Raw genomic sequence first — 23,010 nt, 5'->3', positions numbered from 1 at the left:
CGGGCGCTCCCGGAGGGGCATCCGGACCTCGGGGAGGGACGCTGGCTGCGGATCCGGTTGCCCGACCTCCGCCCGACTGCCATGCTCGGACGATGAGCACGCCGCAGCGCCCCTCCGCCCGCGGGCTCCCCGTCGACGCGATCTCGAGATCCATCGTCGAGCAGCTGCGGGAGGACGGGCGCCGGTCGTACGCCGAGATCGGCAAGGCCGTCGGCCTCAGCGAGGCCGCCGTCCGGCAGCGCGTGCAGAAGCTCACGGACGCGGGCGTGATCCGCATCGTCGCGCTCACCGATCCGCAGCAGCTCGGGCTCACCCGCCAGGCCATGATCGGCGTCACCGTGAGCGGCGACGTGCGGGTGGTCGCGGACGCCCTCGCGGACATCCCCGCCGTCGACTACGTGGTGATGACGGCGGGCACCTTCGACCTGCTCGCCGAGGTGGTGTGCGAGGACGACGAGGAGCTGGTCGAGCTGCTCAACGCCCGGATCCGCGCGCTCGACGGCGTCGTGAGCACGGAGACGTTCGTCTACCTCAAGGTCCACACGCAGGACGGACACGGGCGCTCCCGGTGACGGCGGCGCGCTCCTCCGCCTCCTCCCCCGGCGGCGGCTCTCGCCGTCCCTCCCCCGATCGCGGCGTCCCCGGCGCCATCCGCGCGGCCCGTCGTACGGTCGCCGCATGACCCCCTCCTCCGCACCCGCCGTCGCCCTCGCGCCCCCGACGGTGCCCCCGCCCGGCGGTCGCCGACCCGGATCCCCTGCTCGAGACGCCGATCCGCGCCGTCCGCTCCCGCCCGCAGCGGGCCTCCTGCCCGTCGGCGCCGCTCTCCTCCGGGTGCCCTCCCCCGTCGGCCGCCTGGAGCTCGTGGCCGAGGGCGACCGGGTCGTAGCCCTGTCCATCGCGACCGACGGCGTCCTGCCGCTCGACCACCTGGACGACAGGCCGAGCCCCGTGCTCGCGGAGACGTCCCGGCAGCTCGACGAGTACTTCGCCGGCCTCCGCACATCGTTCGACGTCCCGGTGCGCCTGGCCGGGACCCCGTTCCAGGTCGCCGTCTGGGAGGCGCTGGCCCGCATCCCCCATGGCGGTGTCACGACGTACGGTGCGCTCGCGCTGGCGGCGGGTCGTCCCGGCGGTGCGCGCGCCGTGGGCGGCGCCGTCGGGGCGAACCGGCTCTGCATCCTCGTCCCGTGCCACCGCGTGCTCGGCTCCGACGGACGCGTGACAGGCTTCAGCGCAGGCGACGGGGTCGCCACCAAGGTGCGGCTGCTCGCGCTCGAGGGCTCGGTGCTGTCGTGACCCGCGCGTCGATCGCGGTCGGCGACGACGGCCTCGCGCGCTGCGCCTGGTCCGCGGCCGACACGGAGTACCGCAGGTACCACGACGAGGAGTGGGGCCGTCCGCTGCACGGCGACCGCCCGCTCTTCGAGAAGCTCTGCCTCGAGGGCTTCCAGGCGGGCCTGTCGTGGATCACCATCCTCCGCAAGCGCCCGCGCTTCCGCGAGGTCTTCCACGACTTCGACGTCGACGCGGTCGCCGCCATGGACGAAGGCGACGTCGAGCGGCTCATGGGAGACGCGGGGATCATCCGCAACCGCGCGAAGATCCTCGCGGCCGCCGGCAACGCGCGCGCCGTGCGGGCCCTCGTCGACGCGCACGGGGACGGCGCCCTCGATCGGATGATCTGGGCGCACGCGTCCGATCCCCTGGTCCGCCCACGACCGACGACGGCAGACGAGATCCCCGCCGTCACGGCGGAGTCCACGGCCCTCAGCCGCGAGCTGAAGGCTCACGGCCTCCGCTTCGTGGGCCCCACCACTGTCTACGCGCTCATGCAGTCATCGGGCCTCGTCGACGACCACGTCGTCGGCTGCCACCTGGCCGCCTGACCGCGGGCGCCGTCAGTGCGGCGCGGCGACCAGGACGAGCTCGCCGGAGTCGCCACGGGACAGCTCGATGCCGGCGCCGTCGGCCCAGTCGAGCAGCTCCGCCACGGATGCGAGGTCGCGGCCGGCGAGGATCAGCGCCCGCACCAGCTCGCCCTTCGCCTTCTTGTTGAAGTGGTTGAGCGCCCGCGCTGTGCCGTCCGCACCGCGGGCGACCACGCGCACCACGGCGGAGTCCTCGTGGCCCGGGCGCGGTCCGAGGGCCGCGTATCCCTCCGATCGGAGGTCGAGCACGAGGCCAGGGATCCCCTCCAGCACACGGCGGACCGAGGCCATCCAGTGTGCCTTCATCCGCATGCCCGGCAGCCGGCTGTCGTGCGAGAGCCGGTAGGCGGGGATCGGGTCGGTCGCCCGGACGGGCCCGAGGAGCGCGGAGTGCACGGCCACGTGTCGACCGGCGAACGCGAGCTGCGCGGCGTCCAGGGAGTCGGCGCCGATGGGGTCGTACAGCACGCCGGTGTAACGACGGAGCGCCGGCATGGTCGGCGACGACTCAAGCACCCGGTTCCGCTCGACCTCGCCAGCCTGGCGCGGTCCGAGCTTGAGGGCGCGCGCGGCGGCCTCGGGATCCTGCGCGAGGTCGGCGACAGCCCGCACGACCGTGCGCCGCTCGTCCGTCAGCTCGGGGAAGGCGAGGAGGTCGAGGTCGAGGTGCGATCCCTCCGTCCCGCCGTCGCGCTTCGTCTCGGACGGGGGCAGCAGGACGAGCACGGGACCTCCGGGAGCGGATGTGGTGGATGGGTGGCTCGGCAGGGACGAGCAGCGCCTGCCCGGACGCACGACGGCGGACGGCCCCCGAGGGGACCGCCCGCCGTCGGACGGAGGTGACGCTACGCGACCAGCGCGGCCTTGCGCGCGACCACGGTCACGTTGTCGTTCTCCACCGAGAGGAAGCCCTCGTCGGCGTCGGCCGTGATCACGGCGCCGCCGTCCTGCGTGATGCGGACGTTGCCGGTCGCGAGGATCGCCAGGAGCGGCTCGTGACCGGCGAGGATGCCGATCTCGCCCTCACTCGTGCGCGCGACGACCATGGCCGCCTGGCCAGACCAGACCTGCTGGTCGGCCGAGACCACGGTCACCGTGAGATCAGCGCGGGCCATGTCAGCCGTTCTCCTTCTGGATCTCGGACCAGCGGCGCTCGACGTCGTCGAGGTCGCCGACGTTGAAGAAGGCCTGCTCGGCGACGTGGTCGTAGTCGCCGTCGGCGATCTTCGAGAACGACTCGATGGTGTTCTTCAGCGGCACCGTGGAGCCCTCGACGCCTGTGAACTTCTTCGCCATGTACGTGTTCTGCGAGAGGAACTGCTGGATGCGGCGCGCACGCGACACCGTGACCTTGTCCTCCTCGGAGAGCTCGTCGACGCCGAGGATCGCGATGATCTCCTGCAGCTCCTTGTTCTTCTGCAGGATCGCCTTGACGCGGGTGGCCGTGTCGTAGTGCGCCTGGCCCAGGTACCGCGGGTCGAGGATGCGGCTGGTGGACGTCAGCGGGTCGACGGCCGGGTAGAGGCCGCGCGACGCGATCTCGCGGCTGAGCTCCGTGGTCGCGTCGAGGTGCGCGAACGTGGTGGCCGGTGCCGGGTCGGTGTAGTCGTCCGCGGGGACGTAGATGGCCTGCAGCGACGTGATGCTGTGGCCGCGGGTCGACGTGATGCGCTCCTGGAGCACGCCCATCTCGTCCGCGAGGTTCGGCTGGTACCCCACCGCGGACGGCATGCGGCCGAGCAGGGTGGAGACCTCGGAGCCGGCCTGCGTGAAGCGGAAGATGTTGTCGATGAAGAGCAGCACGTCCTGGTTCTTCACGTCGCGGAAGTACTCCGCCATCGTGAGAGCGGACAGGGCCACGCGGAGGCGCGTTCCCGGCGGCTCGTCCATCTGGCCGAAGACCAACGCGGTCTTGTCGAAGACGCCGGCCTCCTCCATCTCCATGATGAGGTCGTTGCCCTCGCGCGTGCGCTCGCCGACGCCGGCGAACACGGACACGCCGCCGTGGTCCTGCGCGACGCGCTGGATCATCTCCTGGATGAGGACGGTCTTGCCGACGCCCGCGCCGCCGAACAGGCCGATCTTGCCGCCCTGCACGTACGGGGTGAGGAGGTCGATGACCTTGATGCCGGTCTCGAACAGCTGCGTCTTGGACTCGAGCTGGTCGAACATCGGGGGCTTGCGGTGGATGGGCCAGCGCTCGGTGATCTCGATCGGCTCGCCACCCTCGTTGTTGAGGATGTCGCCGGTGACGTTGAAGACCTTGCCCTTGGTGATGTCGCCGACGGGCACCGAGATGGCGGCACCCGTGTCGCGCACCTCCTGGCCGCGGACGAGGCCATCCGTGGGCTTCAGGGCGATGGCGCGCACGACGTCGTCGCCGAGGTGCAGCGCGATCTCGAGCGTGATCTCCGTCGACTCCTCGCCGATGGTGATCGTCGTCTTGAGGGCGTTGTAGACCGGGGGGATCGAGTCGTGCGGGAACTCGATGTCCACGACCGGGCCGGTGACGCGGACGATGCGTCCGACGCCGGCCACGCTGTCGCTGGCGACCGGCGCAGTGGCGGTGTCAGTCATTGATGTCTCTCTTCTTCATTCGTGGAGCAGGAGTGTTACTTGCTGGAGGCGAGCGCGTCCGCGCCGCCGACGATCTCGGAGATCTGCTGCGTGATCTCGGTCTGGCGCGCGTTGTTCCGCAGCCGCGTGTAGGTGGTCACGAGCTTGTCGGCGTTGTCGCTCGCCGACTTCATGGCCTTCTGGCGCGCGGCGTGCTCGGAGGCGGCCGACTGGAGCATCGCGTTGAAGATGCGGCTCTCGATGTAGACGGGCAGCAGGGCGTCGAGCACGTCGCCCACCTCGGGCTCGAACTCGTAGAGCGGCAGGACGGCACCCTCGCCGGGCGCCTCCACCCCCTCGACGACCTCGAGCGGCAGCAGCCGGACGACCTCGGGCTTCTGCGTCGCGATCGACACGAAGCGGTTGAAGACGATGTGGATCTCGTCCACCCCGCCCTCGGACGCCGGCGTCACGAACTTCTCCACGAGCGCGTCGCCGATCGACTTCGCGGTCTCGAACTCGGGCTTCTCGGTGCTGCCCGTCCAGATGCGCTCCGAGGAGCGCTTCCGGAACTTGAAGTACCCGACGGCCTTGCGGCCCACCAGGTAGTAGACGATCTCCTTGCCCTGCGAGCGGAGGAGCTCGGCGAGCTGCTCCGACTCCTTCAGGACGCTGGAGCTGAAGGCGCCGGCGAGGCCGCGGTCGGAGGCGAAGATGACGATCGCCGCCCGCTCCACCTTCTCCGGCTCGGTCGTGAGGATGTGGTCGACGTTGGAGAACGTCGCCACCGCCGAGACCGCGCGCGTGACGGCGCGGGAGTACGGCGCAGACGCCGCCATCCGCTGCTGCGCCTTCTGGATGCGCGACGCGGAGATCAGCTCCATCGCGCGGGTGATCTTCTTCGTCGTCTGCGCGGATTTGATCTTCTGCGTGTAGACCCGGAGTTGTGCTCCCATGAGTCTCCCTAACGGTCTCGGTCGGTGGCGGATCGTGTGGCGTCAGCGCGTCAGCGCTTGGCCTTCACGATCTGCTCCTGGTTGACGTCCTCGGCGTTGGTCGCCTCGAACTTCTCCGAGCCGACGGAGGCGAGAGGCTTGCCCTCGCCCGTCTGGAACTCGAGCTTGAACTGGTCCACGGCCTTGTCCATCGCGTCGACGATGTCGTCGGTGAGGACGTTCTTCTCCTTGAGCTGCGACAGCACCTCCGTGTTGCGGTGGAGGTGGTCGAGCAGCTCCCGCTCGAAGCGGAGGATGTCCTCGACCGGCACCTCGTCGAGCTTGCCCTTCGTGCCCGCCCAGATCGAGACGACCTGCTCCTCGATGGGGAACGGCGAGTACTGGGGCTGCTTGAGCAGCTCGGTGAGGCGCGCGCCGCGGGCGAGCTGGCGACGGCTGGCCGCGTCGAGGTCGGACGCGAAGATCGCAAACGCCTCGAGGGAGCGGTACTGCGCGAGCTCGAGCTTGAGCGTGCCGGAGACCTTCTTGATGCTCTTCACCTGGGCGTCGCCGCCGACGCGGGAGACCGAGATGCCGACGTCCACCGCGGGACGCTGGTTCGCGTTGAAGAGGTCCGACTGGAGGAAGATCTGGCCGTCGGTGATCGAGATCACGTTGGTGGGGATGTACGCCGAGACGTCGTTCGCCTTCGTCTCGATGATGGGCAGGCCCGTCATCGAACCGGCGCCCAGCTCGTCCGAGAGCTTGGCGCAGCGCTCGAGCAGGCGGGAGTGCAGGTAGAACACGTCGCCGGGGTACGCCTCGCGTCCCGGCGGGCGGCGCAGGAGGAGCGAGACGGCGCGGTAGGCCTCGGCCTGCTTGGACAGGTCGTCGAAGATGATGAGGACGTGCTTGCCGCCGTACATCCAGTGCTGGCCGATGGCCGAGCCGGTGTAGGGCGCGAGGTACTTGAAGCCGGCGGGGTCGGACGCGGGGGACGCGACGATGGTCGTGTACTCCATGGCGCCGGCCTCCTCGAGGGCGCCCTTCACCGAGGCGATGGTGGAGCCCTTCTGGCCGATGGCGACGTAGATGCAGCGCACCTGCTTGTTCGTGTCGCCGGACTCCCAGTTGGCCTTCTGGTTGATGATCGTGTCGATCGCGATGGCCGTCTTGCCGGTCTGGCGGTCGCCGATGATGAGCTGGCGCTGGCCGCGGCCGATCGGGATCATGGCGTCGATGGCCTTGATGCCGGTCTGCATGGGCTCGTGCACGCTCTTGCGCTGCATGACGCCGGGCGCCTGGAGCTCGAGGGCGCGGCGGCCCTCGGTCGCGATCTCGCCCTGGCCGTCGATGGGATTCCCCAGCGGGTCCACGACGCGGCCGAGGTAGCCGTCGCCGACGGGGACGGAGAGCACCTCGCCGGTGCGGCGCACCTCCATGCCCTCCTCGATGCCGGCGAACTCGCCGAGCACGATGACGCCGATCTCGCTCTCCTCCAGGTTCTGGGCGAGGCCCAGGGTCCCGTCGGCGAACGTGATGAGCTCGTTGGCCATGACGCCGGGCAGGCCCTGCACGTGGGCGATTCCGTCGCCCGCGTCGAGCACGTAGCCGACCTCGGTGGTCGAGGCCTTGCCGGGCTCGTAGGACTGCACGAAGTCCTTGAGCGCGTCCCGGATCTCGTCGGGGCTGATCGAAAGTTCTGCCATCTTCTTTCCCTTTGCATTCACGAGAGCGGACGGCTCCCGAGGTGACGCCCGCCGGTCAGGCGAACTGGAGTCTCAAATCGTTGATCCTGGTGGCGACGCTGCCGTCGATGACGTCGTCGCCGATCTGGACGCGGAGGCCGCCGACGAGGTCGCGATCCACGACCTGGTTCAGCTCGATCCGCCGGGAGTACCGGCGGCTCAGCGCCTGCGCGAGGCGCTCCGACTGCTCGGGCGACAGGGGCGAGGCGACGCTGACCGTGGCGATGGTGAGGCCCGCCTGGTCGGCCACGAGGGTGGCGGCGTGACGGACGAGCTCGCCGATGCGGCGGCCGCGGGGCTGCTGCACGAGCTGCTCGACGATGACGACCGTCTGCTCCGATGCCCGACCGTCGAGGAGACGGTGGACGAGCGTCGACTTGCCTTGCGGGTCGCCCAGCTTGTCGCCGAACGCCAGCTCGAGGCCGTCGTCGGTGGACACCGCGCGTCCGAACGTGAACAGCTCGGACTCGACGGGCGTGCCCTCGGGCGCCGAGATCGCGACGGCGCGGATGCCGAGCTCCTCGATGCCCGCCAGCAGCTCGTCGTGCGACGACCAGCGTCCGTCGACGACCGCGCGGAGGACGCGGAGCGCCGGCTCCTGCACGGTGGCGCCGAAGACCCGGTCCACGATGCTGTGCTTGACCTCCGGCGCGATGCCGGTGTCCGCCAGCGCGGAGAGCAGGTGCGTGGATCCGCCGATGGCGCGGCCGGCTCCGAGGAGCTGACCGGCCGTCGACAGGTCGACGCCCCCGAGCTCCGCGAGGACGCGGCGTGCGGAGTCGAGCGATGCGCGCGATGCACTGCCCATCAGCTGGCGGATCCCGTCCTGCCGGCGGTCTCGCTGGCCTCCAGGTCGGCGAGGAACCGGTCGACGAGCGCGGTGGAGCGCTGGTCGTCCGTGAGGCTCTGGCCGATGACACCCGACGCGAGGTCGATCGCGAGCGATCCGACCTCGGAGCGGAGCGCGACGACCGCCTGCTGGCGCTCGGCTTCGATCTGCTGCTGCGCGCTCGCGGTGATCCGGGCGGCGTCGGCCGTGGCCTGCTCCTTGATCTCCGCGGCGATCGCCGTGGCGTCTACGCGGGCCTGCTCGCGGATGCGGCCGGCCTCGGCGCGTGCCTCGGCGAGCTGGGCGGTGAGCTCGGCCTTCGCGGCGTCGGCTTCCGCCTGCGCGCGCTCGGCCTTCTCGATTCCGCCGGCGATGGCCTCGGTGCGACCGTCGAGCATGGCGTAGACGCGCGGGAGCGCGTACTTCCAGATGACGACCAGGAGGACGACGAACACGACCGCCGACCACACGATGTCGTAGACCGCGGGTAGGAGGATGCTCGGCGCTTCTTCACCTGCCGCCATCACGTTGTGGGGCGTGAGCATGTGCGACTCCCCTAGTTGGTGAAGATGAAGTAGGTCGCGAGGCCGATGAGCGCGAGCGCCTCGGAGAACGCGATGCCGAGGAACATCGTGGTGCGGAGGCTGCCGGCCATCTCAGGCTGGCGGGCCATGGCCTCGACGGTCTTGCCCGCGACGATCCCGACACCGATGCCGGGGCCGATCGCTGCGAGGCCGTAGCCGACGGTCGCGATGTTGCCGTTGATCTCGGCGAGAATGATGGGGTCCACTGGGGTTTCCTTCCGGTTGGGTGATCTCGTTGGTCGACGAGATCGCTTAGTGCTCCTCCGCCACGGCCATCTGGATGTAGACGGCGGTGAGGAGGGCGAAGATGTAGGCCTGCAGGACTGCGACGAGCAGCTCGAAGAGCGTGAACGCGAACCCGAGGACGAGGGTGCCTGCGCCCAGGATCTTGAGCGCGCCCTGCGCCTCGAAGAGGAAGAACCACGTCGCGGAGAAGCAGAGCACCAGCAGGAGGTGCCCCACGAGCATGTTCATCAGGAGTCGGAGCGTGAGCGCGACCGGCCGGATGATGAACGTCGAGAGGAACTCGATGGGCGTGAGGAGCAGGTAGACCGGCTTCGGCGCACCGGCGGGGAACAGCGTGTTCTTGAAGAACATCACGCCCCGGTCCTTGATGCCGGCGTAGATGAAGGTCACGTACGCCACCAGGGCGAGAAGCAGCGGGAGGCCGATGACCGACGTGCCCGCGATGTTGAGGAACGGGACGACGCCCGTCAGGTTCATGCCGAGGACCAGGAAGAAGATGGTCATGATGATCGGCAGGAAGCGCCGGCCGTCCTTCTTGCCGAGGATGTCCTCCGCGATGTTGACGCGGACGAAGTCGACGCCCATCTCGACGAGGTTCTGGCCGCGGCCGGGCACCAGCGCGAGCTTGCGCGTGCCGACGACGAACAGGACGACGAGGACCGCCATCACCAGGAGCCTGATGAGCATGATGCGGTTGAGGTCGAAGCCCGTGCCCTCGAAGAAGGCGATCGGCGGGAAGAACTCCTCGAGCGTGGGAGCGTGGAACCCCTCACCCGAGTCTTCAGCGGCGAGGGTGATGATGCTGGGTGCAGCGGTGGCTAACAGCGCTATCTCCTGTTTCGGGGCGTGGAGCACGAGCTCTCGCGGCGACGAACGGATGGGGTGAGAAGACGCCGGCGTGAGGTGGATCTGGGCACGGCCCGACGGGAATCGTCTTGACAGAGACTATCAACAATGAGGGTGCCCTGACTAATCGCGTCCCCTCTTCCCGCGGCCCGAGGGCGCGCGGTCAGCGCCCGGGGAGCTGCGCGTCGCTGACGTAGCCGACGCGGGCCTTGGTGATCACGATCATGTCCATGACGAGGGCGCCCACGACGCCCACGATCACCGTCACGAAGAGCACGACCAGGTTGATCCACGGCTGTTCCTTGAGCACCATCGCGACCGCGAGGAACACCACGAACTTGAGGAGCCACGCGCCGAGCACGACCGAGAAGAACAGCGTCGGGTAGATCGGCGAGGACTGGAACCGGTTCGCGAAGAGGATGCTGCCGGCCGTGAGCCCGAGGAACACGAGGGCCATGGCGCTGCCGATGACGGCGCTGAGCAGGCCGCGGCCGCCGTCGACCGCGAAGCCGACGATGCCGCCGACCACCGCGATGGCGAGGGCGAGCAGCGCTCCCCCGATGAGGATGCGCGTGAAGACGTCCTTCTTCGCGGGGGTCTCCGCCGGGGCGGGGGCGCTCGGGCTGTCGGTCATGTCGTCTCCTTGGCTGTCCCCGGGTTCGGGGCGTCGGTGGGGCGGGTCGCGATGGCTCCCGTGGCGAGCTCGGCGTGCTCGCGCTCGACCTCCTCGAGCTCGGACTCCGTGAGGCGCGCGAGCGGCCGGTCGACCGCGGCCTCGTCGAGCGGGTCGAACGCCGCGGCGTCCTCGGACTCGGCGTCGGCGGGCACGAGCTGGGCGGCGGCCTCGAGTCGCTTGCGGCGGCTCAGCGGGGCCAGGGTGACGACCGCGCAGGCGACCATGCCGACCGCGATGAAGGCCACGCCCCATGCGTACGGCTGCACGACGAACATGAGCAGGCAGCCCACGGACACGACGCCCGTCCACGCGTAGAAGATCAGCGTCGCGTGCAAGCGGGAGTGCCCCATGTCGAGCAGGCGGTGGTGCAGGTGCTTGCGGTCGGCGCTGAAGGGCGACTTGCCGGCCTTCAGACGCCGGAAGACCGCGAGGGCGAAGTCGAGCAGCGGGACGATGAGGATCGCGAACGGCAGGAGGATCGGCAGGAAGGCGGGCAGCAGCTGCGAGCGGCCGAACGTCTCCGGGTTCGGGTCGATCTCGCCCGTGACGGCGATCGCGCTCGTGGCCATGAGGAGGCCGACGAGCAGCGCGCCCGCGTCGCCCATGAACAGCTTCGCGGGGTGCCAGTTGAACGGGAGGAAGCCGAGGCACGCGCCGATGAGGATCGCGCTGATGAGGGACGCGAGGTTGAATCGCTCGGTCTGGCCGGTGGCGGTGTCCGAGAGCAGGAAGCTGTAGAGGAAGAAGGCGCCGTTGGCGATGATCGCGACGCCCGCGACGAGGCCGTCGAGCCCGTCGATGAAGTTGACGGCGTTCATCACGAGCACGATCGCGAAGATCGTCAGCATGATCGACATCTGCGACGAGCCGACCGTGAGGCCGCCGATCGGCAGCGAGGAGATCGCGACGCCCTGCCAGGCGAGGAGGCCCGCCGCGAGGATCTGGCCGGCCAGCTTGATCATCCAGTCGAGGTCGTAGATGTCGTCGAGGACGCCGATGACGACGATCATGAGCGCGGCGCCGAGGATCGCGAACACCGGACCCGGCCGGTCGAAGACCAGGCTGAACCAGGAGACCTGCGAGGCCACGGCGAACGCGACCAGGATGCCGGCGAACATGGCCACTCCGCCGAGCCGGGGCGTCGGGCGCGTGTGCACGTCGCGCGCGCGGATGGCCGGGTAGAGCTTGTAGCGGTAGCCGAGCTTCATGACGACCATCGACAGGACGAGCGTGATGACCGCCGACACGACCGCCATGGCGGCGTAGTAGGTCACCGGGGGTGCGCGGGCGGATCCGCGGGGGGCTCGGTCGCGGTCGGGTCGGCGGGCGCCGGATCGACCGGCTCGACGAACTCGGGGTAGGTCGGGCCGGCGTCGGTCGACGTGTCGGCGTCGGTGGACGCGTCGGCGACGGACGACGCATCGGCGACGGGCGACTCGTCGGCGTCGGACGCGGCGTCGGGATCCGCGGATCCGTCGACGCGCTCGGCGCCGCTCGCGGTGCCGCGCGGGGCCTCGGGCTGGTCGGGGACGGGCGGCTGCGCCGCTTCCTGCTCCGGCTCCGTGGGCGCGGTGACGACGGGCTCGAGCTCGTCGCCGATGAGCTGCTGGATCTGCGCGCGCGTGATCGCGCCCTCGCGCACGATGCGGACGCGGCCGCCCGCCTGGGTGACGCGCGAGGCGTCGACGATGGTCGAGGCGGCTCCCCCGGCTGCTCCCCCGTCGAGGAAGACGTCGACCGACTCGCCGAGCTGGTCCACGGCCTCCTGGGCGGTCGCGGCGGCGGGCTGGCCCGTCCTGTTCGCGGACGAGACCGCGAGCGGGCCGGTCTCCGCGAGGAGCTCGAGCGCGTAGGAATTCGCGGGCATGCGCAGCGCGACGGTGCCGCGGGTCTCGCCGAGGTCCCAGACGAGGGAGGGCTGCGCCACGAGGATCACCGTGAGGCCGCCCGGCCAGAACTCGTCCACCAGGCGGCGGACCACGTCGGGGACGAAGTCGGCGAGGGCGTCGAGCGTGGAGTGCCCGGGGATGAGCACGGGAGGCGGGGCGTCGCGCCCGCGGCCCTTCGCGTCCAGCAGGCGCTGCACCGCGTCGGGGTTGAAGGCGTCGGCGGCGATGCCGTAGACGGTGTCCGTGGGGATGACGACGACCTCGCCGCGGCCCACCGCCTGTCGGGCGAGTCTCATGCCGGTGAGGAGGTCGGTGTCGACTGAGCAGTCGTAGATGCGCGCCATGTCGTCGCTCATCGTAGCCGAGCGCGCGCCCCGGGCCCTGAGCGGGCGATCCGCGCCACGCCGACGCCCGCATACTGGGCGTGATGACCTCCGCTCCCCGCTCCCCCGGCCCCGACGGGCTCCTGTTCGTGTTCGACATGGACGACGTGCTGTACGACCACGACTGGCGGGGGCCCGCCGACCGCATCACGGCCGCGACCGGGCACGACCTGCCGGAGCTGCGCCGCCGCTGGTACAACGACGACGGCGAGTGGGCGGCGGAGGCGGGCCGCATCGACGCCGACTCCTACCTCGACGCCTTCTGCGCCGCGGTGGGCGTGGAGATGGACGAGGACGAGTGGGTGCGGCGGCGCCGGGCGTCCATGACGGTGCGGCCGCAGGCGCTCGAGGCGGTGGCCCGGGCGCGCGAGTCCGGGCGGATCACGCTGCTCACCAACAACAACGCGCTCGCGGCCCGGCACCTCCCGGAGCTCGCGCCCGAGCTGGTGCCGCTCTTCGGCGTGGAGCACCTGCGGACCTCGAGCGGGTACGGCGCCCGGAAGCCGGATCCGGCCGTGTTCCGCGGGGTGCTCGCCGCGTACGGGCAGCCGGCCGCGCGGACGTTCTTCGCGGACGACCGCGAGGAAAACGTCGCGTCGGCACGCGGGCTCGGCATCACCGGGCACCACGTGCGCGGCGACGGGGACCTGCTGCCCGCCGTCGAGGCGTTCATCCGGGCGCAGGCGCACGCGGGCTGACCCGGGAGCCGGGCTCGCGATCCCCGTCAGCGCAGCGCGGTCGTCGCGCGGTCGCGCCGGGTGAGGTCCTGGTGCGTCGCGGTCGCGCGCCAGCCGTCGGCGTCGAGGAGGGCGCGGATCGCGTCGCCCTGCAGCTCCCCGTGCTCGATCACGAGCGCACCCCCCGGGTGGAGCAGCCGCCGCGCGGTCGTCGAGACGAGCCGCACGACGTCGAGGCCGTCCGCGCCGCCGTAGAGCGCGAGCGCGGGGTCGTGCAGCCGCACCTCCGGGTCGCGCGGGATCGCGTCGGCGGGGATGTAGGGCGGGTTCGAGACGACGACGGACACCGTGCCGTCGAGCTCGGGGAACGCGTCGGCGAGGTCGCCGAGCACGAGGTCGACGCGGGGCGCGATGCGCTCCACGTTGCGGGCCGTCCAGGCGTGCGCCTCGGGCGACACCTCGATCGCGTGCACGCGCGCGTGCGGCACCTCGGTCGCGAGCGCGAGCGCGAGCGCGCCGGATCCCGTGCCGAGGTCGACGGCGACGGGCGCCTCCCCGGGCGCCGCCGTCAGCGCGTCGATCGCGAGCTGCGCCACGTGCTCCGTCTCGGGTCGCGGCACGAAGACGCCGGGTCCGACCAGGAGCTCGAGCGAGCGGAAGTGCGCGACGCCCGTGATGTGCTGCAGCGGCTCGCGCCGGGCCCGACGCGCGGTCAGCTCGAGGACGCGCGCGGCGTCCCCGGCGTCGACGGCCGCGCGCGTGATCGCGCGCGACTGCACCTGCCCCCGGGAGAGGCCGAGCACGTGGCCGAGGAGGAGCTCCGCGTCGACCGCGGGATCCTCGATGCCGGCGGACGCGAGCGCCTGCCCGACGCGCATGCGGAGGGCGTCCACGGTGACCGGGACGCCCTCTGCGTCAGGCACGCGCGAGCGCGACGCGCGAGGGCGTCACGCGTCCGTCCCCAGCGCGTCGAGACGCGCCTCCTCGTCCGCCTGGATGCACGATTCCACGACGGGGTCGAGGGCTCCGTCCATCACGGCGTCGAGGTTGTACGCCTTGTATCCCGTGCGGTGGTCCGCGATGCGGTTCTCCGGGAAGTTGTACGTGCGGATGCGCTCGGACCGGTCCATCGTGCGGATCTGGCTCCGGCGCACGGCCGAGGCCTCCGCGTCGATCTCCTCCTGCTGCTTCGCGAGCACGCGAGCCCGCAGCACGCGCATCCCGGCCTCGCGGTTCTGCAGCTGGCTCTTCTCGTTCTGCATCGCGACCACGATGCCGGTGGGCAGGTGGGTGATGCGGACGGCGGAGTCGGTCGTGTTGACCGACTGGCCGCCGGGGCCGGACGAGCGGTACACGTCGATCTTGAGGTCGTTGGGGTCGATCGCGACCTCCTCGACCTCCTCGACCTCGGGGATCACGAGCACGCCGGCCGCCGAGGTGTGGATGCGGCCCTGCGACTCGGTCGCCGGCACACGCTGCACGCGGTGCACGCCGCCCTCGTACTTGAGGTGCGCCCACACGCCGAGCGCCGGGTCGTCGGACGTGCCCTTGATGGCGACCTGGACGTCCTTGTAGCCGCCGAGGTCGCTCTGGGTCTGGCTGAGGACCTCGGTCTTCCAGCGGCGCGACTCGGCGTAGTGCAGGTACATGCGGAGCAGGTCGGCGGCGAACAGCGCGCTCTCGGCGCCGCCCTCCCCCATCTTGATCTCCATGATGACGTCGCGCGCGTCGTCGGGGTCGCGCGGGATCAGGAGCCGCCGGAGCTTCTCCTGCGCCTGATCCAGCGCCTGCTCGAGGCCGGGGATCTCGTCGGCGAACGCCGGGTCCTCCTCGGCCAGCTCGCGCGCGGCGGCCAGGTCGTCGCCGAGCTGGGTCCACTCCGCGTGCGCGGCCACGATCCGGCTCAGCTCCGCGTAGCGGCGGTTGACCTTGCGCGAGCGCGACGCGTCGGCGTGCAGCTCGGGGTCGCCGAGCTGCTGCTGGAGCTCCTCGTGCTCCTCCAGCAGCTGGACGACGGACTCGAACACGGGGGTCAGCCCTTCTCGTGCGCGCCGTGCCCGTGGCTCTGGTGGGACACGCCGTTGCCGGTGTTGGGCATGGAGGCCTGGACCTTCATGAGGAACTCGACGTTGGACGTCGTCTCCTTGAGGCGGCTGAGGACGATCTCGAGGGCCTGCTGCTGCTCGAGCCCGGCGAGGGCGCGGCGCAGCTTCCAGGTGACCTTGACCTCGTCGGCGCCCATGAGCATCTCCTCGCGGCGCGTGCCTGAGGCGTTGACGTCGACGGCGGGGAAGATCCGCTTGTCGGCGAGGGCGCGCGAGAGGCGGAGCTCCATGTTGCCGGTGCCCTTGAACTCCTCGAAGATGACCTCGTCCATCTTGGATCCGGTCTCCACGAGCGCCGTGGCGAGGATCGTGAGCGATCCGCCGTGCTCGATGTTGCGCGCCGCGCCGAAGAAGCGCTTCGGCGGGTAGAGCGCCGACGAGTCGACGCCGCCCGAGAGGATCCGACCCGACGCGGGAGCCGCGAGGTTGTACGCGCGGCCGAGGCGGGTGATGGAGTCGAGCAGCACGACCACGTCGTGGCCGAGCTCCACGAGGCGCTTGGCGCGCTCGATGGCGAGCTCGGCGACCGTGGTGTGGTCCTCGGCGGGACGGTCGAAGGTGGAGGCGATGACCTCGCCCTTCACCGTGCGCTGCATGTCGGTGACCTCCTCGGGACGCTCGTCGACCAGCACGACCATGAGGTGGACCTCGGGGTTGTTGGTGGCGATGGCGTTCGCGATGGCCTGGAGCACGAGCGTCTTGCCGGCCTTGGGCGGCGAGACGATGAGGCCGCGCTGGCCCTTGCCGATCGGCGACACGAGGTCGATGATCCGCGTCGTGAGCTTGTTGGGCTCGGTCTCGAGGCTGAGGCGGTCCTGCGGGTACAGCGGCGTGAGCTTGCCGAACTCGACGCGGTTCGCGGCCTCCTCGGGCGGCAGGCCGTTGACCGAGTCGATCTTCACGATCGCGTTGTACTTCTGGCGGCTCTGGCTGTCGTTCTCGCGCGGCTGGCGGATGGCGCCGACGATCGCGTCGCCCTTGCGCAGCGAGTGCTTCTTGACCTGGCCGAGCGAGACGTAGACGTCGTTCGTGCCGGGCAGGTAGCCGCTCGTGCGGACGAACGCGTAGTTGTCGAGCACGTCGAGGATGCCCGCGACGGGCAGGAGGACGTCGTCCTCGGTGACCTCGGGCTCGAAGTCGTCGCCGCCCTGGCCCCGGCCGCGCTTGCGGTCGCGGTACCGGCTGCGGCCGCCGCGGTCGTCGTCGCGGCCGAGGTCGGCGCGGGCCTGGTCGGCGCGCACGTCCTGCGTGCGGTCGCCCTGGCCGCGGCCGTTCTGGCGCTGGCGGCCGGTGCGGGCCTCCTCCTGCGCCTCGTCGTCGGCGTCGGGCTCGCGGGTGGCCTGCTGCGGCTGGCCCTGGTCGCGGCCGCCCTGCTGCTGGTCGTCCTGGTCGCGTCCGCGGTCGCGGTTGCGGCGGTTGCGGCTGCGGTTGCGGCCGCCCTCGCGACCCTCGCGGCCCTGGTCGTCGCGGCGTCCGCCCTGGTCGTCGGCGTCGCGGTCGTCGCGCTGGCGGTCGGCCTGCTCGGATGCGGCGGGGGCCTCGTCGGCGGTCTCCTGGGCGGGCGCGTCCTGCGCGGCGCCGCGGTCGGCGCCGTCCTGGGCGTCGCGTCCGCCGCGGCGACGGCCGCGGCCGGAGCGCTGGGCGGGCGCCTGCTCCTCGGTGGGCGCGTCGGCGGCGGGCGCCTGCGCGTCGGGCTGCGCGTCGGCGGGGACGAGCTGGTCGGCGGTCTGGCCGCTGTTCACGTGCTGCGCGGCCTGGCGCGGGGCCTCGGTCGCGGGGTCCACGACGCCGGAGCTCGTGGCGCGGCGGGATCCGCGGCCGGAGCGCGCGGGCGCCTCGGTGCGGGGTGCCTCGGTGCGGGGCTCCTGCGTGCGGCCCCCGGTGGCCTCGGCGATGCGGGCCTCGAGGCCCGTGCCGGCGGGCTCGGCGGCGGGCGCCTCGACGGTCTCGGCGATGCGCTCGGGCACGATGCGGGCGGTGCTGGCGCGGCGGGATCCGCGGCCGGAGCGCGCGGGCTGCTCGGCCGGGGCGTCGGCGGCGGGCGCCTCGGCGACAAGCGCCTCGGCGGGGGTCGCGTCCGCAGCCGGGGCGGCGTCCGCAGCCGGGGCGGCGTCCGCGATCGGGGCGGCGTCGGCGACGACGGGCTCCGAGGCGGGGGCCTCCTCGACGACGGGCGCGACGGCGGCGTCGTCCGCGGCAGCGGGCGTCGCGTCGCCGGTCTCGGCCGACGCGGCGGCCTCGGGGGCCGTCTCGTCGGAGGGGGCGGTGGTGCCCCGGGCTGCCTGGATCTCGGAGATCGCGGTCACGAGCTCGCCCTTCCGGAGCTTGGAGCCGCCCGGGATCCCGAGCTCGGAGGCGATCGCCTGGAGCTGTGAGACGCGGAGCGCGCTCAGGTCCGCGGTGGTGGCGCGGGTGTCGACATCGGTCATGTGCGTGGGTCCTTTCCCCTGTCCGGCGGGACGAAGCCCGTGCGGAGGAGAGCCGATCGCGTGTGTCTCTGCGAAAGCGGCGGACGGTCTGATTCCGTCCGGAGCTGCTGTCGGGCACGGAGGCACGGGATCTTGCAGAGACGACAGCGGGTGAGTGGTGAGGAACGACCACCGGGACCGGATCTCCGACGCGCATGCGTGGATCCGTTGATTCCGGGGTCGAGCAGAGCCTAGCACCCGGCGCTCCGCCCTCGGGGGGATCGGCGCGCCGGGTGCGCGGGAGCCGCGCGATCCGGCTAGGCGGCGGGAGCGGATCCCTCGGCGACGACCTGCACGGTCGAGCCCTTCACGTCGACGGCGAGCATGAGCGCGGTCCACGGGTTCGTGCTGCGCTCGGCGACGAGCTCGGCCGCGGTGAGGCGCTGGCCCGGGTCGCTGCCGAGGACGAGGAGCGAGGGACCCGCGCCCGAGACGACGGCCGCGTAGCCGCGCTCGCGCAGCAGGTGCACGAGCTCGTTGGTCTCGGGCATCGCGGCGGCGCGGTAGTCCTGGTGCAGCCGGTCCTCGGTCGCCGCGAGCAGGAGCTCGGGGCTCTGGATGAGCGCCGCGATGAGCAGGGCCGAGCGCGACACGTTGAAGATCGCGTCCTCGTGCGGCACCGACTCCGGCTGCAGGCTGCGGGCGAGCGCCGTGGACATGGTCGCGACGGGCACGAGCACGAGCGGCGAGACGCCGCGGTGCACGGCGAGCTTCTTGTGCTGCGGGCCCTGGCCGTCGACCCACGCGATGGTGAGGCCGCCGAAGAGCGCGGGCGCGACGTTGTCGGGGTGGCCCTCCATCTCGGTGGCGAGGCGGAGGAGCGCGTCGGCGTCGATCTCGACCGTGCCGGCGAGGAGGCCCTGGGCCGCCATGATGCCGGACACGATGGCGGCGCCCGAGGAGCCGAGGCCGCGGCCGTGCGGGATCCGGTTCTCCGCGACGAGGTCGAGGCCCGGCATGGGCTGGTCGAACGCGGCGAACGTGTGGGCGATGGCCGTGACGACGAGGTTCGTCTCGTCGGTCGGCACCTCGCCCGCGCCGACGCCGCGGACGTCGACCGTGGCGCCGGGCGCGTCGCGCACCGTCACCGTGAGGTCGTCGTACAGCGCGAGCGCGAGGCCGAGCGTGTCGAAGCCGGGGCCGAGGTTGGCGCTCGTCGCAGGAACGCGCACCTGGACGCGGCGACCCGTCGCGAGCGCCGAGGGCATCGGACCGTCGGTCACGACGCGACCAGGTCGAGCACGCCCGCGATCTCGGCGATGTCGACGCCCACGCTCGTGGGGGCGACGTCCGAGCCGTCCGCGGTGCGGAGCGCCCACTGCGGGTCCTTCAGGCCGTGACCGGTGACCGTGAGGACGACCGTGGCGCCCTTCGGGATCTGCCCGGCCTCGGCGCGCTCGAGGAGCCCGGCGACGCTGATGGCCGACGCGGGCTCGACGAAGATGCCGACCTCGGCCGAGAGGATGCGGTGCGCCTCGAGGATCTTCGCGTCCGAGATCGCGCCGAAGTAGCCGTCGGTGAGAAGCTGCGCCTCGAGGGCGAGCTTCCACGACGCGGGGTTGCCGATGCGGATCGCGCTGGCGATCGTGTCGGGGTCCTTGACGATGGCGCCGTCGACGATGGGCGCGCTGCCCGCGGCCTGGAAGCCGAACATGCGCGGCAGCTTCGTGGCGTTGCCCGCCTCGAGGTCCTCGCGGTAGCCGCGCGTGTACGCGGTGTAGTTGCCGGCGTTGCCGACGGGGATGAGGTGGAAGTCGGGCGCGTCGCCGAGCACCTCGACGACCTCGAACGCGCCCGTCTTCTGGCCCTCGATGCGGTCGTTGTTGACGGAGTTCACGAGGTGCACCGGGTAGTTCGCGCTGAGCTCGCGCGCGATGTCGAGGCAGTCGTCGAAGTTGCCGCGCACCTGGAGCAGCTGCGCGTCGTGGGCCACGGCCTGGCTGAGCTTGCCCATCGCGATCTTGCCCTCGGGCACGAGCACGGCGGCCGTGATGCCCGCGTGCGTCGCGTACGCGGCGGCCGAGGCCGACGTGTTGCCGGTCGACGCGCAGATGACGGCCTTCGCGCCGTGCTCGACGGCCTTGGAGATCGCCATGGTCATGCCGCGGTCCTTGAAGGATCCCGTCGGGTTCATGCCCTCGTACTTGACCCAGACCTTCGCGCCCGTGCGGGCGGAGAGCGCCGGCGCGGGGATGAGCGGGGTGCCGCCCTCGCCGAGGGTGATGATCGGGGTGGCGTCCGTGACGTCGAGGCGGTCGGCGTATTCGCGGAGCAGTCCGCGCCATTGGTGGGCCATCAGGCTCCTTCTACTCGGAGGACGCTCGCGACTGCCGTCACCGCGTCGAGGTTCGAGACCGCGTCGACGGTGGCCCGGAGGGCCGCGTCGGTGGCGCGGTGCGTGCCGATCACCAGGCTAGCGGTGGGCCGGGCGCCCGCCCCTCCCGCCACGGGGGCCTGGTGCGTGGTCTGCTCGAGCGTCTCCACGGAGACGCCGTGCTCGCTGAACAGCTGCGCTATGCGGGCGAGCACGCCCGGCTCGTCCGCGACCTGCAGCGTGATCTGGTACTGCGTCGTGATCGCGCCCACGGGCAGCGTCTCGAGGTCGGCGTGGGTCGACTCGGCGACGCCGGGTCCGCCGACGACGTGCCGGCGCGCCGCGGAGACGACGTCGCCGAGGACGGCCGACGCCGTCTGCACTCCCCCGGCGCCCGCGCCGTAGAACATGAGGTCGCCGGCGGCCTCTGCCTCGACGAAGACCGCGTTGTTCGCGCCGTGCACCGCGGCCAGCGGGTGGTCGCGCGGCACGAGCGCCGGGTACACGCGGGCGGAGACGCCGTCGCGGCCGGTGGCGGGACCGGTGAGGCGCTCGCAGATGGCGAGCAGCTTGATCACGTAGCCGGCCTTGCGGGCGGAGTCGAACTGCGCGGCGGTGAGGCCCGTGATCCCCTCGCGGTGCACGGCCTCGACGGGGACGCGCGTGTGGAAGGCGAGGCTCGCGAGGATGGCGGCCTTCTGCGCGGCGTCGTAGCCCTCGATGTCGGCCGTGGGATCAGCCTCCGCGTAGCCGAGCTCGGTCGCCGTCGCGAGGGCCTCGTCGAAGCCGAGCCCGTGCGTGTCCATCTCGTCGAGGATGTAGTTCGTCGTGCCGTTGACGATGCCGAGGATCCGCTCGACCCGGTCGCCCGCGAGGCTGTCGCGCAGCGGCCGGATGATGGGGATCGCGCCCGCGACCGCCGCCTCGTAGTAGAGCTGCGCGCCGACCTGCTCGGCCGCCTCGAAGAGCTCGGGGCCGTGCGTCGCGAGCAGCGCCTTGTTCGCCGTCACGACGTCGGCGCCCGAGGCGATGGCCGCGAGGATGTGGGCGCGCGCCGGCTCGATGCCGCCCATCAGCTCGATGACGATGTCGGCCCCGAGGATGAGCGACTCCGCGTCGGTCGTGAGCAGCTCCCGCGGGACGGACGGGTCGCGCGGCGCGTCCTGGTCGCGCACCGCGATGCCGACGAGCTCGAGCCGGGCGCCGACGCGCTGCGCGAGCTCCTCGCCGTGCTCCCGCATGAGGCGCGCCACCTGGGTGCCGACCGAGCCGCAGCCCAGCAGGGCGACGCGCAGGTTCCGGTACTCGATCATCGTGCTCCGTTCACGTCGGGGGATGCGGCAGCGGGCGTGCCCGCGTCGCGCGCCAGCAGGTCGGCCTCGGTCTCGCCGCGGACGATGACGCGCGCCTCGCCGTCGCGCACGGCGACGACGGGCGGGCGGCCGATCCAGTTGTAGTTGCTCGCGAGCGCCCAGCAGTAGGCGCCGGTCGCGGGGACGGCGACGAGGTCGTCCGCGCGCACGTCGCCCGGGAGGTAGTCGGCGAGGACGACGAGGTCGCCGCTCTCGCAGTGCTTGCCGGCGATGCGCACGAGCGCGGGATCCGCATCCGAGGCGCGGCCCGCGATCCGCACCGAGTAGTCCGCGCCGTAGAGGGCGGGCCGCGCGTTGTCGCTCATGCCGCCGTCGACGCTCACGTAGCGGCGGACGGCCGACCCGGCCTCCTCCGCGACGCGCGGGTCCTCGACGTCGCCCGTCGCCGACTCGGCCTCCGCGACCGCGCCGTCGACGCCGCCCACGGTCACGAGCACGTCCTTCACGGTGCCGACCGTGTAGAGCGTGGCGGCGGAGGGGCCGACGATGCTGCGGCCGGGCTCGACCGCGATGACGGGCACCGGGATCCCCAGGCGTGCGCACTCGTCGCCGACGATGCGCGTGAGCCGCCGGGCGATCTCGGGCACCGGCACGGGCCGGTCGACGGACGTGTACGCGATGCCGAAGCCGCCGCCGAGGTTGAGCTCGGGCACGGGGCCGTCGGCGAGCAGCCGCTCGTGCAGGTCGAGGAGCCGACGGGCGGACTCGACGAAGGCGTCGGTCTCGAAGATCTGGCTGCCGATGTGGGCGTGCAGGCCCGTGAAGGAGAGGGACGCGTGCGACCGGATCCGCGCGACGAGGCCGGGCGCGTCGGCGAGCGTGATCCCGAACTTCTGGTCCTCGCGGGCCGTGGCGAGGTACTCGTGCGTGTGGGCGTGCACGCCGCTGTTCACGCGGAGGCGCACGGGCTGGACGCGGCCGTGCGCGGCGGCCGCGGCGGCGACGCGCTCCACCTCGATCGCGCTGTCGACGACGATCTGGCCGATCCCGGCGCCGACGGCCCGGTCGATCTCGGCGACCGACTTGTTGTTGCCGTGGAAGCCGAGGCGGGCCGGATCCGCGCCCCCGGCGAGCGCGACGGCCAGCTCCCCGCCGGAGCAGACGTCGATGTGGAGGCCCTCCTCGACCATCCAGCGCGCGACCTCGATGCTGAGGAACGCCTTGCCCGCGTAGTAGACGCGGGCGCTCGTGCCGACGGCGGCGGCCTCGCGCGTGAACGCCGCGAGGGTCTCCGCGGCGCGGGAGCGGACGTCGTCCTCGTCCATGACGTAGAGCGGCGTGCCGTAGCGCGCGGCGAGCTCGGTCGCGGGCACGCCGGCGATGCGGATGGCGCCGTCGTCGCCGCGGACGGTGCCACGCGACCAGACCGCGGGATCCAGCGCGTTCGCGTCGTCAGGGGGCTGCAGCCAGGACGGGGCCAGCGGGTTCGCGGTCACGGAGGTCACCTGTT

At 72.1% G+C, this 23,010-nt stretch carries 23 protein-coding genes; 4 read left to right on the top strand and 19 right to left on the bottom strand.

The window, feature by feature from the left end; translation table 11 throughout:
* Window positions 1-92: 92 nt before the first annotated feature.
* The 3 genes from NL142_RS06105 (at window position 93) to NL142_RS06095 (ending at window position 1,889) form a co-directional block, all read left to right on the top strand.
* On the top strand, window positions 93-572 hold the full coding sequence (locus NL142_RS06105; RefSeq protein ID WP_104236117.1) for an Lrp/AsnC family transcriptional regulator: 480 nt from the start codon (window positions 93-95) through the stop codon (window positions 570-572).
* A gap of 106 nt (window positions 573-678) precedes the next feature.
* Window positions 679-1,299, top strand: coding sequence for a methylated-DNA--[protein]-cysteine S-methyltransferase (locus NL142_RS06100; RefSeq protein WP_435081345.1), 621 nt, complete (start codon window positions 679-681; stop codon window positions 1,297-1,299).
* A complete protein-coding gene (locus NL142_RS06095) occupies window positions 1,296-1,889 on the top strand; it encodes a DNA-3-methyladenine glycosylase I (RefSeq protein ID WP_435081344.1) in 594 nt (197 codons plus the stop codon). Before NL142_RS06100 ends, NL142_RS06095 begins: the two co-directional genes overlap by 4 nt.
* Window positions 1,890-1,901: 12 nt before the next feature.
* On the opposite strand, the gene yaaA is transcribed toward NL142_RS06095, so the two are convergent.
* The 12 genes from yaaA to NL142_RS06035 all read right to left on the bottom strand — a co-directional run bounded on the left by yaaA (window position 1,902) and on the right by NL142_RS06035 (window position 12,596).
* A complete protein-coding gene (yaaA, locus tag NL142_RS06090) occupies window positions 1,902-2,657 on the bottom strand; it encodes a peroxide stress protein YaaA (RefSeq protein ID WP_435081343.1) in 756 nt (251 codons plus the stop codon).
* A 119-nt stretch (window positions 2,658-2,776) separates the two neighbouring features.
* Window positions 2,777-3,046 carry a F0F1 ATP synthase subunit epsilon gene (locus NL142_RS06085; protein WP_435081342.1) on the bottom strand — a complete coding sequence of 90 codons (270 nt, stop codon included), beginning with the start codon at window positions 3,044-3,046 and terminating at the stop codon, window positions 2,777-2,779.
* Window position 3,047: 1 nt separating this feature from the next.
* Window positions 3,048-4,508 (bottom strand): F0F1 ATP synthase subunit beta, encoded by a 1,461-nt coding sequence (atpD, locus tag NL142_RS06080; protein ID WP_012037855.1) that lies wholly within the window; start codon window positions 4,506-4,508, stop codon window positions 3,048-3,050.
* 35 nt (window positions 4,509-4,543) lie between these two features.
* Entirely contained in the window at window positions 4,544-5,443 is a 900-nt protein-coding gene (locus NL142_RS06075; protein ID WP_043587601.1) for a F0F1 ATP synthase subunit gamma, read from the bottom strand.
* A gap of 50 nt (window positions 5,444-5,493) precedes the next feature.
* Window positions 5,494-7,131, bottom strand: a complete 1,638-nt coding sequence (atpA, locus tag NL142_RS06070) for a F0F1 ATP synthase subunit alpha (protein ID WP_435081341.1) — start codon at window positions 7,129-7,131, stop codon at window positions 5,494-5,496.
* 55 nt (window positions 7,132-7,186) lie between these two features.
* Window positions 7,187-7,978, bottom strand: coding sequence for a F0F1 ATP synthase subunit delta (locus NL142_RS06065; protein ID WP_043587604.1), 792 nt, complete (start codon window positions 7,976-7,978; stop codon window positions 7,187-7,189).
* Window positions 7,978-8,544 (bottom strand): F0F1 ATP synthase subunit B, encoded by a 567-nt coding sequence (locus tag NL142_RS06060; RefSeq protein WP_086520641.1) that lies wholly within the window; start codon window positions 8,542-8,544, stop codon window positions 7,978-7,980. The genes NL142_RS06065 and NL142_RS06060 overlap by 1 nt, the downstream gene beginning before the upstream one ends.
* Window positions 8,545-8,555: 11 nt before the next feature.
* Window positions 8,556-8,789 (bottom strand): ATP synthase F0 subunit C, encoded by a 234-nt coding sequence (locus tag NL142_RS06055; RefSeq protein WP_012037850.1) that lies wholly within the window; start codon window positions 8,787-8,789, stop codon window positions 8,556-8,558.
* 46 nt (window positions 8,790-8,835) lie between these two features.
* On the bottom strand, window positions 8,836-9,684 hold the full coding sequence (gene atpB, locus NL142_RS06050) for a F0F1 ATP synthase subunit A (protein WP_012037849.1): 849 nt from the start codon (window positions 9,682-9,684) through the stop codon (window positions 8,836-8,838).
* Between the two features lie 154 nt (window positions 9,685-9,838).
* Window positions 9,839-10,309 (bottom strand): Cg1360 family ATP-synthase-associated protein, encoded by a 471-nt coding sequence (locus NL142_RS06045; RefSeq protein ID WP_043587605.1) that lies wholly within the window; start codon window positions 10,307-10,309, stop codon window positions 9,839-9,841.
* Window positions 10,306-11,625, bottom strand: a complete 1,320-nt coding sequence (locus tag NL142_RS06040) for an MraY family glycosyltransferase (RefSeq protein WP_435081340.1) — start codon at window positions 11,623-11,625, stop codon at window positions 10,306-10,308. Before NL142_RS06040 ends, NL142_RS06045 begins: the two co-directional genes overlap by 4 nt.
* Window positions 11,622-12,596 carry an L-threonylcarbamoyladenylate synthase gene (locus NL142_RS06035; RefSeq protein ID WP_435081339.1) on the bottom strand — a complete coding sequence of 325 codons (975 nt, stop codon included), beginning with the start codon at window positions 12,594-12,596 and terminating at the stop codon, window positions 11,622-11,624. The genes NL142_RS06040 and NL142_RS06035 overlap by 4 nt, the downstream gene beginning before the upstream one ends.
* Window positions 12,597-12,667: 71 nt before the next feature.
* Between NL142_RS06035 and NL142_RS06030 the strand changes: the two genes are divergently transcribed.
* On the top strand, window positions 12,668-13,321 hold the full coding sequence (locus tag NL142_RS06030; RefSeq protein ID WP_435081338.1) for an HAD-IA family hydrolase: 654 nt from the start codon (window positions 12,668-12,670) through the stop codon (window positions 13,319-13,321).
* 26 nt (window positions 13,322-13,347) lie between these two features.
* Here NL142_RS06030 and prmC read toward each other — a convergent pair whose 3' ends face one another.
* The 7 genes from prmC to NL142_RS05995 all read right to left on the bottom strand — a co-directional run bounded on the left by prmC (window position 13,348) and on the right by NL142_RS05995 (window position 22,996).
* Window positions 13,348-14,223, bottom strand: coding sequence for a peptide chain release factor N(5)-glutamine methyltransferase (gene prmC / locus NL142_RS06025; protein ID WP_435081337.1), 876 nt, complete (start codon window positions 14,221-14,223; stop codon window positions 13,348-13,350).
* A 24-nt stretch (window positions 14,224-14,247) separates the two neighbouring features.
* Window positions 14,248-15,327, bottom strand: coding sequence for a peptide chain release factor 1 (prfA, locus tag NL142_RS06020; RefSeq protein ID WP_086505611.1), 1,080 nt, complete (start codon window positions 15,325-15,327; stop codon window positions 14,248-14,250).
* A 5-nt stretch (window positions 15,328-15,332) separates the two neighbouring features.
* The gene (gene rho / locus NL142_RS06015) at window positions 15,333-17,834 is read right to left on the bottom strand and encodes a transcription termination factor Rho (protein ID WP_435081336.1); all 2,502 of its coding nucleotides are present in this window, start codon (window positions 17,832-17,834) and stop codon (window positions 15,333-15,335) included.
* Between the two features lie 296 nt (window positions 17,835-18,130).
* Window positions 18,131-19,081, bottom strand: a complete 951-nt coding sequence (gene thrB, locus NL142_RS06010) for a homoserine kinase (protein WP_435081579.1) — start codon at window positions 19,079-19,081, stop codon at window positions 18,131-18,133.
* 11 nt (window positions 19,082-19,092) lie between these two features.
* Window positions 19,093-20,169 (bottom strand): threonine synthase, encoded by a 1,077-nt coding sequence (gene thrC / locus NL142_RS06005; protein WP_079532519.1) that lies wholly within the window; start codon window positions 20,167-20,169, stop codon window positions 19,093-19,095.
* On the bottom strand, window positions 20,169-21,500 hold the full coding sequence (locus NL142_RS06000; RefSeq protein ID WP_435081335.1) for a homoserine dehydrogenase: 1,332 nt from the start codon (window positions 21,498-21,500) through the stop codon (window positions 20,169-20,171). Before NL142_RS06000 ends, thrC begins: the two co-directional genes overlap by 1 nt.
* On the bottom strand, window positions 21,497-22,996 hold the full coding sequence (locus NL142_RS05995; protein WP_435081334.1) for a diaminopimelate decarboxylase family protein: 1,500 nt from the start codon (window positions 22,994-22,996) through the stop codon (window positions 21,497-21,499). Before NL142_RS05995 ends, NL142_RS06000 begins: the two co-directional genes overlap by 4 nt.
* Window positions 22,997-23,010: the final 14 nt, after the last annotated feature.

It is taken from the genome of Clavibacter quasicaliforniensis (assembly GCF_051201715.1).
GTDB classification, from domain to species: domain Bacteria; phylum Actinomycetota; class Actinomycetes; order Actinomycetales; family Microbacteriaceae; genus Clavibacter; species Clavibacter seminis.
This window is presented reverse-complemented; position numbering and strand designations above follow the sequence as displayed.